We start from the raw sequence: 15,806 nt of genomic DNA on the forward strand, positions 1-15,806 counted from the left end.
ACATTAAGGATGCAGCAAGATTACTACGAGGGAAATGAATATGTCCGCACAATCCGCATTGGTTCCGACCGGCAGTCGTGCTCTGGGACTGGGTTTCACCGGCAATCTGGGCAATATCGACGCCTATATCTCGGCCGTCAACCGCCTGCCGATGCTCACGCACGAAGAAGAGGTTTCGCTGGCGAAGCGGCTGCGCGACGACCACGATCTCGACGCGGCGCAAAAGCTGGTGCTGTCGCACCTGCGCCTGGTGGTGTCGATCGCGCGCGGCTACCTGGGCTATGGCCTGCCGCATGCCGACCTGATCCAGGAAGGCAATATCGGCCTGATGAAGGCGGTCAAGCGCTTCGACCCGAACCAGGGCGTGCGCCTGGTGTCGTACGCCATGCACTGGATCAAGGCCGAGATGCATGAATACATCCTCAAGAACTGGCGTCTGGTGAAGGTCGCCACGACCAAGGCCCAGCGCAAGCTGTTCTTCAACCTGCGCAGCAACAAGACCGGCCTGGACGCGATGTCGCCGGGCCAGGTCGACGACCTCGCCAAGCTGCTGGGCGTCAAGCGCGAAGAAGTGATCGAGATGGAAACCCGTCTGTCGGGCCGCGACATCGCGCTGGAATCGCCGACCGATGACGAAGACGACAAGTTCTCTCCGATCGCCTACCTGTCGTCGGACCAGCAGGAACCGACCAAGGTGCTCGAGGCCGAGCAGGTCACCCGCCTGCAGTCCGAGGGCCTGGAAACCGCGCTGGGCAAGCTCGATCCGCGTTCGCGCCGCATCATCGAGGCGCGCTGGCTGGCCAACGACGACGGCTCGGGCGCCACGCTGCATACGCTGGCCGAAGAGTTCAGCGTGTCGGCCGAGCGCATCCGCCAGATCGAATCGGCCGCGCTCAAGAAGATGAAAGGCGCGCTGGCGGCTTACGTATAAGCCCCCCTTTTCCCTCACGAACCCCGCCACGGCGGGGTTTTGTTTTTTGCGGTTCAATGCACCGGCATGAAGAACGGCTTGTTCTTGTCCTTGAGCAGGAAGACCAGGAACCTGGCCGGCTTGGTCTTGCTCGCATTACGGCCCACCGTGTGCAGGTCGCGCGGGTTTTCATAGAAGGTTTCGCCCGGCCCCAGCGTCTGCTCCTTCCCACCCTTCACGCCCATCACGATCGTCCCTTCCAGCACATAGATGAAGCCATGCGCATCGTGGCGATGGACGGGGTCGCCGCCGCCGGGCGGATAGACGACGGTGATCATCAGGACCTCCTTGCCGGGATGATCGTCCAGCGCCTTGCTGAACAGCTCGTTGACGACGGGATCCAGGGCCGCGGCCCAGACGGGCGCCGCCAGCGGCAGGGTCATCAACAGGCCGGCGGCGCCGGCGAATTTTCTCAGGCGTGACATGGTCTCTCCTTCAGTACATGGTTGGTTATGGAGCCAGTGTAGGGCGCGCATTCCGGGCGCAACAGGCGTGCGCCAGTCCCCATGCTGCTGCCTCAAACGCAACAATCCACGCCAGGCGCCGCACGCCGTGCCTTGGCGGAATTCGGCTGCTATTTGTCATTTACGAAAAGGATCACACGCAACTACCATGACGATAGCCACATGAGCAACTGAGTAGCAACTGAGAGGAAGCCATGAAGAACGAACGCTTCGCGATCGGTGAATTCATCCAGCCACCACCAACAACAATGCCGGCCGCGCCTGAAATGGATGGCCTGGCCTCGAGCTTTTCCACCACCTATGCCGGCGTGCTCGCCTTCATCGCCGTGGTCCACGAAGGCTCGTTCGCCCGCGCCGCCGAGCGCCTCGGCATCGGCCGCTCCGCCGTCAGCCGCAGCGTGCAAAAACTCGAATCGCAGCTCGACACCCGCCTGTTCCTGCGCACCACCCGCAGCACCTCGCTCACCAGCGAGGGCGAACTGTTCTACGCCAACTGCAAGCCGGGCGTCGAGCGGATCGTGCAATCGGTGGAAGAGATGCGCGAGCTGCGCTGCGGCGTGCCGCGCGGCCAGCTGCGCCTGCACGCGGCGAGCGACTTCGGGCGCAAGATCGTGGCGCCGCTGCTGCGCGGCTTCCACGCCGGCTACCCGGACATCCGGCTCGACCTGATCCTCGACGACAGCCCGCTCGACTTCATCGCCGACCGCATCGACGTGTCGTTCCGCAATGGTCGCCTGGACGACAGCCAGCTGGTGGCGCGTCAGCTGATCCCGATGCAGATGCTGGTGTGCGCCTCGCCGGCGTATGCGAGCGCACACGGCCTGCCGCAGACGATCGACGAGGTGGCGCAGCACCGCTGCGTGAACCTGCGCCTGCCCTCGGGCCAGGTGTGCGAATGGGAATTCAAGGAAGACGGCCGGCGCCGCACGCTGCTGCCCATGGCGAACCACAGCTTCAACGACGCCGAGCTGGTGCTGCAGGCGGTGCTGGACGGCGCGGGCCTGGCGCAGATGGCCGGCTACCAGGTGTGCGAGCACCTGCGCGCGGGCCGCCTGGTAGCCTGCCTGTCCCAGCACGCGCCGGACGACCGCGGCCACTACATCTGCTACCTGAGCCGGCACCACCTGCCGCTGCGTACCCGGGTCTTCATCGACTACATCACCCCGCGCATCCGCGCGCTCGACCTGCACTGCCTGACCAGCTTCAGCGCTTGATGCCGCCCGGCGCGATTGTTGCGCGACGGGATACATGACGGTGACCGGCGCGGCGCTAGCAGCCGGCGCCGCGCCTTCCTACACTGGCCGAAAACCATTCCAGGAGACCGCGTTGAAAAAAAGGCTGGCGCCCCCGCCCATCACCCTGCTCGACAAATACGTCGGCGACGATTTCCACCCCTTGTACTCGACCACGGTGCGGGTGAGCGGCGGCGAGGCGGCGCACGGACGCGCGTCCGGCATCGCCCGCTCCGACGACGGCAACCTCGAACTGGCCCTGCGGCTGCCGGCCGCGCTGGGCGGCCCCGGTGGCGGCACCAATCCCGAGCAGCTGTTCGCCGCCGGTTTCGCCGCCTGCTTCCATGGTGCGCTCAAGCTGCTGGCGACACGCGCCGGCATCGCCCTCGAGGACGCGACCGTCGACGCCGCTGTGACCTTCGGCCGCGACCCGGTCGACGGCCTGTACACCCTGATGGCCGAGATCCGCATCGACCTGCCGCGGCTGCCGCGCGCCACGGCCGAGGAACTCATCCGCAACACCGAGCGCATCTGCCCTTACGCCAAGATGGCGCGCCAGGGCATCGTGTGCGTGGTGGCGCTGGTGCGCTGAACGATTGGTGCCTGGCATGCACCAGCGTGCCGCCCCGGATGGGCCTACCGCCGCGCCAGGCACGCTCCTACACTCGATACCGAGGCGAATCGTCGCACACGGCGCCCAGCCGCACTGGGATCTGAAAGGACATCATGAACATCATCGTCATCGGCGGCACCGGCCTGATCGGCAGCAAACTGGTCGCCATCCTCAGGCAGCGCGGCCACCAGGCCGTGGCCGCCTCCCCGAACACCGGCGTCGACACCATCAGCGGCACTGGCCTGGACGAGGCGCTGGCCGGCGCCGACGTCGTGGTGGACGTGGCCAACTCGCCCTCGTTCGCCGACGACGCGGTGATGGAGTTCTTCACCACCTCGGGCCGCAACCTCCTGGGGGCCGCGAAGAAGGCCGGCGTCAGGCACCACGTCGCGCTGTCGGTGGTCGGCACCGACAGCCTGGCCGAGAGCGGCTACTTCCGCGGCAAGATCGCGCAAGAGGCGCTGATCCGCGAGTCCGGCCTGCCCTATACCATCGTGCACTCGACCCAGTTCTTCGAATTCCTGGGCGGGATCGCCGCCTCGGGCACGGAAGGCGATGCGATCCGCCTGTCGCCCGCCAATATCCAGGCCATCTCGTCGGACGACGTGGCGCTGGCGATGGCCGACTACACACTTGGTGCGCCGCGCAACGGCGTGGTCGAGATCGCCGGCCCCGAGCGGGTGCGCCTGGCCGACCTGGTCCAGCACTACCTGCAAGCGAAGGGAGATAAGCGCAAGGTCGTGGCCGACCCACAGGCGCGCTACTTCGGCGCCCTGCTGCAGGAGGACACGCTGGTGCCGGGCCCCGGCGCGCGCCTGGGCACGGTGAAGGTCGACGACTGGCTCAAGGCGCAGGCGGCACACTGAGCCGCTGGCGATAGGCGCTCGGCGAGGTGTGCAGGTGGCGCTGGAAGGTCTTGCGCATGCGCCCCTCGTCGCCGAATCCGCACTGTTGGGCGATCCCGTCGAGGTGGCGCCCGGAATCCTCCAGCAGCCGGCAAGCCGTCTCCAGGCGGAAGCGCTCGACCGCCCGGGCCGGGGTCTGCCCGGTCTTGTCCTTGTACACGCGGCTGAAGTTGCGCGGACTCATGCGCATCTGCGCGGCCAGCACCTCGACGCTCAGGTCGGGCCGTTCGAGATTGGCCAGGATCCACATATGCAGTTCGTCGAACAGCGGACCGTCGCCGGCCTGGGCCTGCAGCATCCGGCTGAGCTGGGGCTGGTTGCTGGGGCGCTTGACGAACACCACCAGCTCGCGCGCGACGGCCAGCGCGACTTCGCGGCCGCAATCGGCTTCCACCATCGCCAGCGCCAGGTCGATGCCGGCGGTGACGCCTCCCGAGGTCCAGGTGTCGCCATGCTGGACGAAGATCGCTTCGCGGTCCACCTCGACCAGCGGATAGGTGTCGCGCAGCAGATCATAAGTCAGCCAGTGGGTGGCAACGCGCTTGCCGTCGAGCAGGCCGGCGGCGGCGAGCACGAAAGCGCCGGTGCAGACCGAGGACGTGCGGCGCATCGCGCCCGCATGGCGCTGCAGCCAGGCGACCAGCGCCTGCTGTTCGCGGACGGCGGTGACGATGTCCGCCGAGCCGGGCACGACCACGGTGTCGACCTCGCCCGGCGCGAAACCGTCCAGCCGCTCGGTCTGCATGGCCACGCCTTCCAGGGTCTGCACCAGGCCGCCGTCGAGGCTGACCGTGTGCCGCACATAGCCCGGCAGGCCGCGCTCTTCCATCACTTTCGACGCGCACCAGAACACCGTCTGCGGTCCGGCGATGTCGAGCATGCACATGCCGGGGAATCCGACGAACAGGACAAGGCGCGCCTGGCGCGGCGCCGCTGGCGTGAGAGGCATGTTCATTGTGCGGGATGGCTCTTACCCGCCGCGGATACGACGAGGTCAGCTATAGTATGGCCGCCCGATCCGGCAGGTCAAGCCGCGTCCTTACGCCGGCAGCGCCCGGTAGCGGAAATCGCCCAGCGTGACCGCACCCTTCCCCGCGCTGTAGATGCCCACTTTGAGGCTCAGGAAGCCGCCGAACACATTGTGGTGGATGCCTGAGACCTCCATCCGCGTGCCGTGCAAGGTCCAGGTCTTGCCGCCGTCGTGGGAATAGCGCCAGGTGACCACGTGATCGTCGTTCGTCATCCGTACCCGCACCGAGGAGGTCTTGCGCTTGCCCCGGGCCCAGCCCTGCTCCTCGGCGTACTGGAAGGTCTTGACCTCGTCGCGCGTGAAACCGATGCCGACGAAGGCTTTCTGGCTGTAGAACAGCAGCAGGCCGGCCTCGGCCTCTCCCTCCAGGGTGAGATCCACCTCCACCTCGTAGGCGCGGTCGCCCACGGAACAGGTCAGCGGGCGGCTGTCGGCCGGCGACTTGCCGCGCCCCGCGATGCGCAGGCCGTCCTTCGTGAAGCGCACGCGCGTCATCTCGTCCGGCGCCGGATCATGGAAACTCCACTGGACACCGAATCGATCGCGCCTGAAATCGTCGGACAGGGCGAAGCCGGCCGCGCCTTTCCTGCCGCCCCTGGGCATGGGCAGGGGCCTGGACAGGTCGCCGCCGAGCGCGCGGAACCAGCCATCGTCGGTCCACTCCATCGGTTCGAGCAGGGTTTGCCGCCCCAGCGTACGGTAGCCGTTTTCGTAGCCGTGATAAATCATCCACCAGTCGCCGGCCGGCCCTTCGATCAGCGTCGCATGGCCGCGCGACCACCACGGCTCGGCGGTGCCCAGCGAACGCACCAGTGGATTGTGCGGGCAGTGCTCCCACGGCCCGTGGACCGAGGTCGAGCGCGCCGCGATCACCATATGGCCGGTGACCGGGCCGGCGGTGCCGCCGACCGCCGTCACCAGATAGAACCACTTGCCGCGCCGCAGCAGCTTCGGCCCCTCGGGGGCGAAGTTCTCGACGATCCAGTCGGCCGGATAGCGCCAGGGTTCATAAGCCTTTTCCAGCGGGCCGTCGGTGGCCAGGCCGTCGTCGGTCAGGCGGATCTTGCGGATGCCGTTGACGAACAGGTAGCGCTTGCCGTCCTCGCCCACCACGTGGCCGGGATCGATGCAATCGGGGATCTTGAGGTCAACGGGATCGCTCCACGGCCCCTCGATGCGGTCGGCCCAGATCGCGTAGATCGACCACGGGTTGCCGTCCGGCGCGGCCGGAATATAGATGAAATAGCGGCCGTCGTGCTTGCACAGGTCGACCGCCCAGATCGTCCCCAGGGGTTTGCTCAGCGCCGGCGCGACCGGGCGCCAGTTGACCAGGTCGGTGGAGTGCCAGATCACCAGGCCGGGGTAGGAGTAAAACGATGAATAGGTGAGGTAATAATCCTTGCCGTCCTTCAGCACGGTCGGATCGGGATGGTCGCCCGCGATGATCGGATTCAGGTAGGTGCCGTCGCCCTGGTCGGCCTGGCGCTGGCCTTCGATGCCGCGGCGCCAGGCGTGGCCGCCAGCCTGGCAATCGGTCGAGGATGCCGCCGCCGCGGGCAGCGCCGGCAGGCTGGCGCCCGCCAGCAGGATCTTGAAGGCGTCACGACGCGAAGGGTTCGTCATGTCCTGGTCTTTCTCGTGGTAGACCGGACAGGATAGGAAATCGCCCGCGCCGACGCCAGCGGTAGCCGCCTCTTCCCCCATATGAATGCGGAAAGTTGTACGAATCTTGCAGCAAATGGCAGGGCGCCCCGCCCTTTTCGGTGCCGCGCCAACGCGTTTTTCTCCCATTGGCTAGAATGAATTCTTTGTCACGGCAAGTTCAAGGAGAGCACATGGCTGACCAAGCATCCTACGTCCCACCGAAAGTCTGGACCCCGCCCGCCTCGTCGGGCGGCGCCTTCGCCAGCATCAACCGCCCGGTCGCAGGCCCGACCCACGACAAGGAACTCCCGGTCGGCAAGCATCCGCTGCAACTGTATTCGCTGGCCACGCCGAACGGCGTGAAGGTGACGATCCTGCTCGAAGAACTGCTGGCGGCCGGCCACAACGGCGCCGAGTACGATGCCTGGCTCATCCGCATCAACGAAGGCATGCAGTTCTCGAGCGGCTTCGTCGAGGCCAATCCCAATTCGAAGATCCCGGCCCTGGTCGACCGCAGTGGCGCCGAACCGGTGCGCGTGTTCGAATCCGGCTCGATCCTGGTCTACCTGGCCGAGAAGTTCGGCGCCTTCCTGCCCAAGGACGGCGTGGCGCGCGCCGAGACCATGAACTGGCTGTTCTGGCAGATGGGTTCGGCGCCTTTCGTCGGCGGCGGTTTCGGTCACTTCTATGCCTATGCGCCGGAAAAGCTGCAATACCCGATCGACCGCTATGCGATGGAAGCCAAGCGCCAGCTCGACGTGCTCGACCGCCACCTGGCCGACAAGCGTTTCGTCGCGGGCGAGGAATACACGATCGCCGACATGGCGATCTGGCCCTGGTATGGCGGCCTGGTGCTGGGCCAGCTGTATGACGCGGCGGAGTTCCTGTCGGTGCACGAATACAAGCACGTGAAACGCTGGGCCGACGAGATCGCGGCGCGGCCGGCCGTCATCCGCGGACGCAAGGTCAACCGCTCGTTCGGACCGGAAGCCGACCAGGTGCACGAGCGGCACGCCGCCTCCGATCTCGACTGATCGCTTTACTTTAACTCTACGCGCGCGACCACCGGATGGTGGTCCGACGGGAAGCGTCCGTGGAGCGAATCGCTCAGGGCCGCATAGCCACGCACGTCGAAATGCCGGTCGACGTAGACGTAGTCGATACGGTCGAGCATTGGCGCGTCGAAACGGAAGCCGTGGTAGGTGCCGACCGGGCCGTACGGCGGCGTCTGGCTCACCTGGAAAGCGTCGCGCATGGCTTTCGCCATCACCTGCATTTGCGGCGTATCGGGCGTCGAATTGAAGTCGCCCACGCAGATTGCCGGCTCGCCGCGGCTGATTTCCGCGATCTTGCGCAGCAGCAGGTCGCTTGATGCACGGCGCGCGACGACGCCCTCATGGTCGAAGTGCGCCGAAAAGACGTAGAACACCCGGCCATTGTCGCGCTCGCGCAGCTTCGCCCATGACACGATGCGGTTGCAGCAGGTGGCGTCCCAGCCCAGCGATGGCCGGTCCGGCGTTTCGCTGAGCCAGAAGTCGCCCTTGTCCAGCAGCGCGAAGCGGCTCTTGCGATAGAAGATGGCCGAATGCTCGCCGGCCTGCTTGCCGTCGTCGCGGCCGATGCCGACGTGGTCGAATTCTTCCATCTGCGCCAGATCCGCGACCTGGCCGGCAAGCCCCTCCTGCGTGCCGACGATGTCGAACTCATGATGGCGGATCAGCGCCTTGACCATCTCCTTGCGCGCCGGCCAGGCATTGGGGCCATCCTGGGGATTGTTGTAGCGCAGGTTGAAGCTGGCGACGTTCATGGGCGCGGCGACGGCGCTGCCGACCAGGACGGCGAGCGCGGTGAAAAATGACAAGACGATCTTCATGGTCCAGGGTCGGGAAAGTGAATACCGCGGCAAGTTAACCACAATCCGCCTGCACCATCGCGCCAACAGGCCCAAAAGCGGCGCAGTTTAGGCGCTTTAGTAAACGGCGCGCTACGCCACCGCGGCATCGAGCAGATAGCGCCGCTGCATCATCGCCGCCATCTCGTTCGCCGGCACCGGGCGCGCGATGTAGTAACCCTGCACCTCGTTGCAGTCGAGGTGGCGCAATATCGCCAGCTGCTCCGCGGTCTCGACGCCCTCGGCCACCACCGACATGCCCAGCGCGTGCGCCATCGACACGATGGCCTGGAAGAACACCTTGCCCTCCTTCGAATTGGCCAGCTCGGTGGTGAAGGCGCGGTCGACCTTCAGTACGTCCATCTTCAAGCGCTGCAGCTGCGACAGCGACGAGTAGCCGGTGCCGAAATCGTCCACATGCAGTTTCACGCCAAGTGAACGCAGGGCCGCCAGTTCGGCCAGGATGTCGTCCTGGTCGCCCATCATCGCCGACTCGGTGATCTCGACCTCGATCAGGCTGGCCGGCACCCGGTGCCTCACCAGCGCCGCGCTCAGCTGGCGCTGCACGCCGCCGCGCAGGAATTGCTTGGGCGAGACGTTGATCGAGACCGGCACCAGCGCCACGCCGGCCTCGCGCCAGGCGGCCAGCTGCGCGCAGGCCTTGTCGATCACGGTCTCGCCGATGCGCACGATCAGCCCAGTGGCCTCAGCCAGCGGGATGAATTCGCCCGGCGCCACCATGCCCAGGGTCGGATGGCGCCAGCGCACCAGCGCTTCCATGCTCAGCAATTCTCCGCTGCGCGCATCCACGCGCGGTTGATAGTGCAGCACGAACTGGTCGGCCTCGAGCGCTTCCAGCATGTTCTGCTTCAGGCGGGCGCGCGAATTCAGTGTCGACGACAGCGAAGGATCGAAGAACCGGTATTGCCCCTTGCCTTCGTTCTTGCCGACGTACATGGCGATGTCGCTGTGCTTGACCAGGGTCTCGGCATCCAGCCCATCGCGCGGATACATGCTGATGCCGATCGAAGAACCCACGGCGTGCAGCTCGTCGCCGATCAGGAACGGCACCCCGAAGGCTTCCACGATGCGCGAGGCCACCGAGGCCGCCTGGCGCTCGCCGTCGCAGGGCGAGAGCAGGACCACGAATTCGTCGCCGCCGAAGCGCGCCACCCCGTCGCTCGGCCGCAACAAGGACAGCAGGCGGCCGGCGGCGGCCTTCAGCAGCTGGTCGCCGGTGGCGTGGCCGTGGGTGTCGTTCACGTACTTGAATTCATCGAGGTCGATGAACAGCAGCGCGGCGCCGGTGCTGGCGCACTGCGCCTGGGCCAGCATGGCCGGCATGCGTTCCAGGAAGGCGTGGCGGGTGGCCAGGCCGGTCAGCGAATCCTCGTTGGCCAGGCGCTCGAGCTGGTCCTCGTGGGCCTTGCGCTCGCTGATGTCCTGCAGGGTCACCGCCAGGCCGTTGCCGACCCTTACCAGGCGCCGGCGGCCCCAGCTGATGTTGAGCCGGTTATCGCTCGGCATCCTGCGGTCGTCTTCATGGAAGCCGCTGTCCATCGCCTTGCGGTAGGTGTCCAGCAGGTCTTCGCCGAACAGGCCGCTGTCGATCCCGGTCAGGCTTTTCCCGACCAGCTCGTCGCGTGTCACGCCGTAGAAGAAGGCGCCGCGCTCGTTGCAGTCGACGATGCGGAAATCCATGATCTGCCCGTCGCGCGCGCGCACCGCCGAGGCCATGTAGAAGCCGTCGTTGCCGCTCTCGGTGGCGGTGCGGTAGGCGCGCCGCACTTCGTCCTGTTCCCTGGCGCGCGCCACCGCGCGGCGCGCCAGCACCGCGCCGACCGCGCCCAGCAGCAACAGGCACAGGGTGGCGACGATCGCGCGGTCGCGGCTCTCGATCCAGTAGCCGTTGCTGGCCGCCAGCGCCTCGTGCTGCGGCAGGCCGACCAGGGCCATCAGCGGATAGGCGGACGACTGGCGCCAGCCCAGCACGCGCGACTGCCCGTCGGCGAAGCCGCCCTCGCCCTCGACCAGGCGCACGCCCTGCTCGCCCGACCAGACGGCGCCGCGGCGCGGCAGCGCGACCGCATCCGTGAACGATGCGCCATTGCTGCGCTGCTCGACCCGCAACCGCCCTTCGCTGCCGGCCAGCGCCACGATGCCGCCGGCGCCGATGGTGGCCGGGCTGACGAAGGACGTGAAGTAGCGGGCGTCGATCGCCATCAGCACCACGCCGTCGAATTCCTCCTCGCGGGTTTCCAGGCGGCGCGTGAACAGCACCACGTCGTCGGCGCTGCCGAATTGCGTCGGCGCGGTGCCGACCCGCAGGGCGGTCGAATTGTTGTCGCGATGGTGGTTGAAATACGCGCCCGAGGCCAGGTCGGCGCCGATCAGGCCGGCGCGCGTGCTGGAGCGCACGGTGCCGGTGCGGTCGAGCACCGCCACCAGGTGGAAGGCGCTGTCGGTGAACATGCCGTCGCGCCGCATCTCGTCGAGCAGGCCTGCCTCGCGCGAATTCTCCCAGCTGAACTTCAGCTGCATCGTGATCTGGTCCATCTGCGCCACCGAGCGCGTGATGTACTGCTCGTAGGCTTCGGCGTAGGCCGCCACGTCCTTGCGCGCCTGGGTGGCCACGCGTTCCTGCTCGGCCTCGACCCGCAGCAGGGTCGCCGCCCACAGCGCGCAGCACACCAGCACGGCCAGCAGCGGCCACAGCAGGATTAGGAAGCGGTTGCTGCGCGCGGGGTCCAGATAGGGAGCCAGGTAGGGGGCGAGGCCAGGATGTTTGCTCATTGCGGACGATCAGGACTAGTTGCCGCAAGTCTAGATAGCAAACATGTCAGCGTCGTGACATGCCCGATTTTTCCTGAAGCCCGTTACGACGGGCCCCGGCGCCGTTCAGGTCGGCGACAGCATGTAGCCGGCGCCGCGCACCGTCTTGATCAGCGACTTGGCCCGCCCCAGCGCCTTGCGCAGGCGCAGCACGTGCACGTCGACCGTGCGCTGGTCGAGCGACGCATGGGCTTCCCACAGCTGCTCCAGCAACTGGGTGCGGGTAAACACCTGGCCCGGATGGCACAGCAAAAAGCGCAGCAGCCGGTATTCGGCATGCCTGACCTCGACCTTGTGGTTGCCGACCCGCACGCTGCAGCTGAGCGGATCAAGCACCAGGCGGCCCGAGCGCAAGAGGCGCGATTCGGGCGACAGTTCGCGTACCTGGTCGGCCGGGGCCTGGGGAATGAATTCGGGATGGGGGACGGGCGCCGGGAGGCTGGCGGGACGTTCGCCTTCCGCGCATTGCGCCGCCAGCAGGATCACCGGCTGCTCGCGCAGGCGACGGTCGCCGCGCAGGCGCGCCAGCAGGCGCATGCCGCCTTCGTTGCGCAGCATCGATTCCTGCAGCAACAGTTCCGGGCGCTCGCGCCCGATGAAGTCCCAGGCTTGCGCCAGGCTCGGCACGTCATGCCAGACCCACTCGTCCTCGTGCAGCGAGAACTTGAGCAGCTCGGCAATGGCCGGCTTGTCGTCGATCACCAGGACGATCGTGTTCGCCGTTGTCATGGGATGCCCAAAAAGAGAGGAACTGCATCGGTGCGCTCGACGATGCGAGCGCACCAACGAAAATCCGGCAGCCTGGCTGCCGGATTGGTCGCCGTGAAGGCGTCTTACATGATGGCCTTGCCCGAAGCATCCTTCAGGTTGGCTTTCCAGGCGTCCTGCACTTGCTTGACGACGCTGGCCGGCATCGGCACGTAGTCCAGTTCGGCTGCTGCCGGAGCGCCGTTCTTGAACGACCAGTCGAAGAACTTCACGACTTCACGAGCCTTGTCGGCGTCGGCGGCGTTCTTGTGCATCAGGATGTACGACACGCCGGTGATCGGCCAGCTCTGCTTGCCGGCGCCGTCGGTCAGCACCACGCCGAAGCCTGGGGCCTTGGTCCATTCCACGCTGGCGGCAGCGGCCTTGAACACGTCGTCCGACGGTTGCAGGTCGACGCCTTCCTTGTTGCGCAGTTGGGTGTGCGACAGCTTGTTCTTCTTGGCATAGGCCCACTCGACGTAGCCGATCGCGCCCTTGATACGCTGCACGTTGGCGGCGACGCCTTCGTTGCCCTTGCCGCCCACGCCCACGGCCCACTTCACGGTGGTGCCCGAGCCGATCGACTCTTTCCATGCCGGGCTGGTCTTGGCCAGGAAGTCGGTGAACAGGAACGAGGTGCCGGAGCTGTCGGCGCGGTGGACGACGGTGATGTCGGCTGCAGGCAGCTTCACGCCCGGATTCAGGGCGGCGATTTCAGCAGCGTTCCACTTGGTGATCTTGCCCATGTAGATGTCGGCCAGCAGCGGACCGGTCATCTTCAGCTGGCCTGGGGTCACGCCGTCGACGTTGACCACGGCGACCACGCCGCCCATGATGGCCGGGAACTGCATCAGGCCTTCCTTGTCCAGCTCTTCCGCTTTCAGCGGCATGTCCGATGCGCCGAAGTCCACGGTCTTCGCCTTGATCTGCTTGATGCCGGCGCCCGAGCCGACCGACTGGTAGTTCAGGCCGGTGCCGGTGGCGGCTTTGTAGCTCTCAGCCCACTTGGCGTAGATCGGGTACGGGAACGTAGCGCCCGCGCCGGTAATGTCGGCGGCGAACGAGGTCGTCATCACGAGCGTGGCGGCAGCGCCGGCGAGGATCTTCTTGAACATTGTTATTCCTAACTCTGGTTAAGGGGTATGTTTTGGACTACAGGAAAAAGAATAGCTGCCGAATATGACCTGTTTATGACTTGGCCATTCCCTGTCTTTTCGCTGTCACGCGACCGCATGCTTGCGGTTTTGCTATGATGGGTTTCCCGTCAAACCCTGGATGACACCGATGCGCACCCTGCCCTGCGTCCTCTCCATTGCCGCCGCCGGCCTGCTGTCGGCCTGCGCCACGCCCGACCACCTGCCCGACGCCCAGTACACATTGAGCGAGCGCCAGACCCTGACCCTGCCGCCGGTACCAAGGGACGCGCGCCTGACCCTCACCTACGAGGGCGCCGACGACAGCCGCTGCCCGGACAATGCGCGCTGCATCTGGGCCGGCCAGCTGGCCTACCGCTTCACCCTGCGCACCAACAATATGGCGCAGGGCTTCTGGCTGGTGCAGGGCAAACCCGGCTTTACCTCACCGGGCCTGCGCGGCGCGCGCATCGAACTCGATCCCTCGTTCGTGCCGCCGCCGCGCGGCATGGCGGAAGAGAAACCGGCGTCGTATCCGGTGGTCTTCAATATGTACGGCACCTGATGGCGCGGGGCCGCCTGCCGCGGACCGCACTGGCGTGCGGCCTGGTCCTTGCTGTTTCACTCCAGGGCGTCGCGGCCGCGCCGGTCGCCACCGGCACCGGCGGCGCCGTCGCCACGATCAGCGCTCAGGCTTCGCAGTCGGCGCTGGCCATCCTGAACGCAGGCGGCAATGCGGTCGACGCCGCCGTCGCCGCAGCCGCCACGCTGGGCGTTACCGATCCCTTCAGCTGCGGCATCGGCGGCGGCGGCTTCATGGTGATCTACCTGGCCAGGGACAAACGCGTGATCACCATCGACCACCGCGAAACGGCCCCTGCCGGCGTGGGCCCGCAACTGTTCCAGCACGACGGAAAGCCGCTCGACTTCGAGACGGCGGTGGCGAGCGGGGCGGCGGTCGGCGTGCCGGGCACCGTGCGCGGCTGGCACGAGGCGCTCGAGCGCTATGGCAGCATGCGCTTTTCCCAGGTGCTGGCGCCGGCGATCGCGGTGGCCGACGAGGGCTTTCGCATCAACGCCAACTTCAGCCAGCTGCTGGGACAGAACGAAAAGAAATTCCGCCAGTTCGTGCCGACGAGCGAGCTATACCTGCACAAGGGCAAAGCCCTTCCCGCCGGTACCCTGCTGCGCAATCCCGGCATGGCGCGCGCCTACCGCGAGATCGCGCAAGGCGGCGTGAAAGCTTTTTATGAGGGGCCGATCGCGCGCGCCATCGTCGACAGCGTCAACCGGCCGCCGGTCGCGAAAGGGTATGCCGTACGTCCAGGCGCGATGACGATGGCGGATCTCGCCAACTACGAAGCGCGCATCCGCCCCGCCATGCGCAGCAGCTATCGCGGCTACGAGCTGTATGGCATGCCCCTGCCCAGCAGCGGCGGTCCGACGGTGGCGCATGCGCTCAACATCCTCGAGGGCTTCAACCTGGCATCGCTGCCGCGCGCCCAGGCCGAGCATCTCTATATCGAGGCCAGCCGCCTGGCATTCGCCGACCGCAATGCCTACCTGGCCGATCCGGAATACGTCGACGCGCCGCTCACCGGCCTGCTCTCGAAGAAGTATGCGGCCGAGCGCCGCGCGCTGATCGATCCACGGAAAGCCGCGCCGGGCGCGGTGGCGGCGGGCGACCCCTACCGCTACCAGGACGACCCGAGCATCCCCCTGCGCACCCAGCCGGCCGCCGCCATCAAGCTGGCGCCCGAGAGCGCCCACACCACCCACCTGACGGTGTCGGACAAGGACGGCAACGTGGTGGCGTACACCTTCACCATCGAATCCTGGGGCGGCAGCGGAATCGTCGTGCCGGGCTACGGCTTCCTGCTCAATAACGAACTCACCGATTTCGACTTCGACACCACCGGCCCGCACCCGAACGTGCCCGAAGCCGGCAAGCGCCCGCGCTCGAGCATGGCGCCCACCATCGCGCTCAAGGGCGGCAAGCCGGCCTTCAGCATCGGCAGCCCCGGCGGCTCGACCATCATCACCACCGTGCTGCAGACCATCGTCAACCACGTCGACTTCGGCATGCCGATGGACCAGGCGCTCGATGCGCCGCGCATCAGCCAGCGCAATGCGGCAGAGACGTCGGTCGAGCCGGGTTTCGCGCGCAGCGCGCAGGCGCGCGCCCTGGAGGGTTTCGGCCAGCGCTGGGAAAGCCCGGCCGAGGAAATCGGCGCGGCCAACGCCCTGGTGTTCAATCCGGACGGCACCGTCACCGCCGTCAGCGAGGGCAAGCGCCACGGCGTCGGCACGGCGCTGGTTCAGCGCCGCGGGCATTAGCCTGCCGG

At 66.9% G+C, this 15,806-nt stretch carries 14 protein-coding genes; 7 read left to right on the plus strand and 7 right to left on the minus strand.

The genetic code is table 11. The annotated features are described in order from the left end of the window. Positions 1 to 40 precede the first annotated feature (40 nt). A complete protein-coding gene (rpoH, locus tag J3U95_RS00940) occupies positions 41 to 931 on the plus strand; it encodes an RNA polymerase sigma factor RpoH (RefSeq protein WP_005668172.1) in 891 nt (296 codons plus the stop codon). A 53-nt stretch (positions 932 to 984) separates the two neighbouring features. Here rpoH and J3U95_RS00945 read toward each other — a convergent pair whose 3' ends face one another. Then, positions 985 to 1,395: a cupin domain-containing protein gene (locus tag J3U95_RS00945; RefSeq protein WP_208276844.1), complete on the minus strand. Its 411-nt coding sequence runs from the start codon at positions 1,393 to 1,395 to the stop codon at positions 985 to 987. Between the two features lie 287 nt (positions 1,396 to 1,682). Here J3U95_RS00945 and J3U95_RS00950 point away from each other — a divergent pair, with 287 nt between their 5' ends. From J3U95_RS00950 to J3U95_RS00960, 3 genes are all read left to right on the plus strand, one after another. After that, on the plus strand, positions 1,683 to 2,648 hold the full coding sequence (locus J3U95_RS00950) for a LysR family transcriptional regulator (protein WP_229519587.1): 966 nt from the start codon (positions 1,683 to 1,685) through the stop codon (positions 2,646 to 2,648). Between the two features lie 112 nt (positions 2,649 to 2,760). Further along, positions 2,761 to 3,258: an Ohr family peroxiredoxin gene (locus tag J3U95_RS00955; RefSeq protein WP_229519566.1), complete on the plus strand. Its 498-nt coding sequence runs from the start codon at positions 2,761 to 2,763 to the stop codon at positions 3,256 to 3,258. A 134-nt stretch (positions 3,259 to 3,392) separates the two neighbouring features. Further along, entirely contained in the window at positions 3,393 to 4,145 is a 753-nt protein-coding gene (locus tag J3U95_RS00960; RefSeq protein ID WP_208276847.1) for an SDR family oxidoreductase, read from the plus strand. Here J3U95_RS00960 and J3U95_RS00965 read toward each other — a convergent pair. Both J3U95_RS00965 and J3U95_RS00970 read right to left on the minus strand, forming a co-directional pair. Beyond that, positions 4,123 to 5,133: a GlxA family transcriptional regulator gene (locus J3U95_RS00965; protein WP_208276848.1), complete on the minus strand. Its 1,011-nt coding sequence runs from the start codon at positions 5,131 to 5,133 to the stop codon at positions 4,123 to 4,125. The genes J3U95_RS00960 and J3U95_RS00965 overlap by 23 nt on opposite strands. Positions 5,134 to 5,223: 90 nt before the next feature. Beyond that, positions 5,224 to 6,837 (minus strand): family 43 glycosylhydrolase, encoded by a 1,614-nt coding sequence (locus J3U95_RS00970; RefSeq protein ID WP_208276849.1) that lies wholly within the window; start codon positions 6,835 to 6,837, stop codon positions 5,224 to 5,226. A 212-nt stretch (positions 6,838 to 7,049) separates the two neighbouring features. Here J3U95_RS00970 and yghU point away from each other — a divergent pair, with 212 nt between their 5' ends. Continuing rightward, a complete protein-coding gene (gene yghU, locus J3U95_RS00975; protein ID WP_208276850.1) occupies positions 7,050 to 7,892 on the plus strand; it encodes a glutathione-dependent disulfide-bond oxidoreductase in 843 nt (280 codons plus the stop codon). Positions 7,893 to 7,897: 5 nt separating this feature from the next. Here yghU and J3U95_RS00980 read toward each other — a convergent pair whose 3' ends face one another. The 4 genes from J3U95_RS00980 to pstS all read right to left on the minus strand — a co-directional run bounded on the left by J3U95_RS00980 (position 7,898) and on the right by pstS (position 13,443). Continuing rightward, positions 7,898 to 8,719 (minus strand): endonuclease/exonuclease/phosphatase family protein, encoded by an 822-nt coding sequence (locus J3U95_RS00980; protein WP_229519567.1) that lies wholly within the window; start codon positions 8,717 to 8,719, stop codon positions 7,898 to 7,900. Positions 8,720 to 8,842: 123 nt separating this feature from the next. Beyond that, positions 8,843 to 11,542 carry a bifunctional diguanylate cyclase/phosphodiesterase gene (locus J3U95_RS00985; protein WP_208276852.1) on the minus strand — a complete coding sequence of 900 codons (2,700 nt, stop codon included), beginning with the start codon at positions 11,540 to 11,542 and terminating at the stop codon, positions 8,843 to 8,845. Positions 11,543 to 11,647: 105 nt separating this feature from the next. Next, complete coding sequence (locus J3U95_RS00990; RefSeq protein WP_109344957.1) at positions 11,648 to 12,310, minus strand: winged helix-turn-helix transcriptional regulator; 663 nt, start codon at positions 12,308 to 12,310, stop codon at positions 11,648 to 11,650. A 104-nt stretch (positions 12,311 to 12,414) separates the two neighbouring features. After that, positions 12,415 to 13,443 (minus strand): phosphate ABC transporter substrate-binding protein PstS, encoded by a 1,029-nt coding sequence (gene pstS / locus J3U95_RS00995; protein WP_208276853.1) that lies wholly within the window; start codon positions 13,441 to 13,443, stop codon positions 12,415 to 12,417. Between the two features lie 169 nt (positions 13,444 to 13,612). Here pstS and J3U95_RS01000 point away from each other — a divergent pair, with 169 nt between their 5' ends. Further along, positions 13,613 to 14,026: a hypothetical protein gene (locus tag J3U95_RS01000; RefSeq protein WP_208276854.1), complete on the plus strand. Its 414-nt coding sequence runs from the start codon at positions 13,613 to 13,615 to the stop codon at positions 14,024 to 14,026. Next, entirely contained in the window at positions 14,026 to 15,798 is a 1,773-nt protein-coding gene (gene ggt, locus J3U95_RS01005) for a gamma-glutamyltransferase (RefSeq protein WP_208276855.1), read from the plus strand. The genes J3U95_RS01000 and ggt overlap by 1 nt, the downstream gene beginning before the upstream one ends. Positions 15,799 to 15,806 lie beyond the last annotated feature (8 nt).

It is taken from the genome of Massilia oculi, assembly GCF_017582745.1.
Classification (GTDB): Bacteria; Pseudomonadota; Gammaproteobacteria; order Burkholderiales; family Burkholderiaceae_D; genus Telluria; species Telluria oculi_A.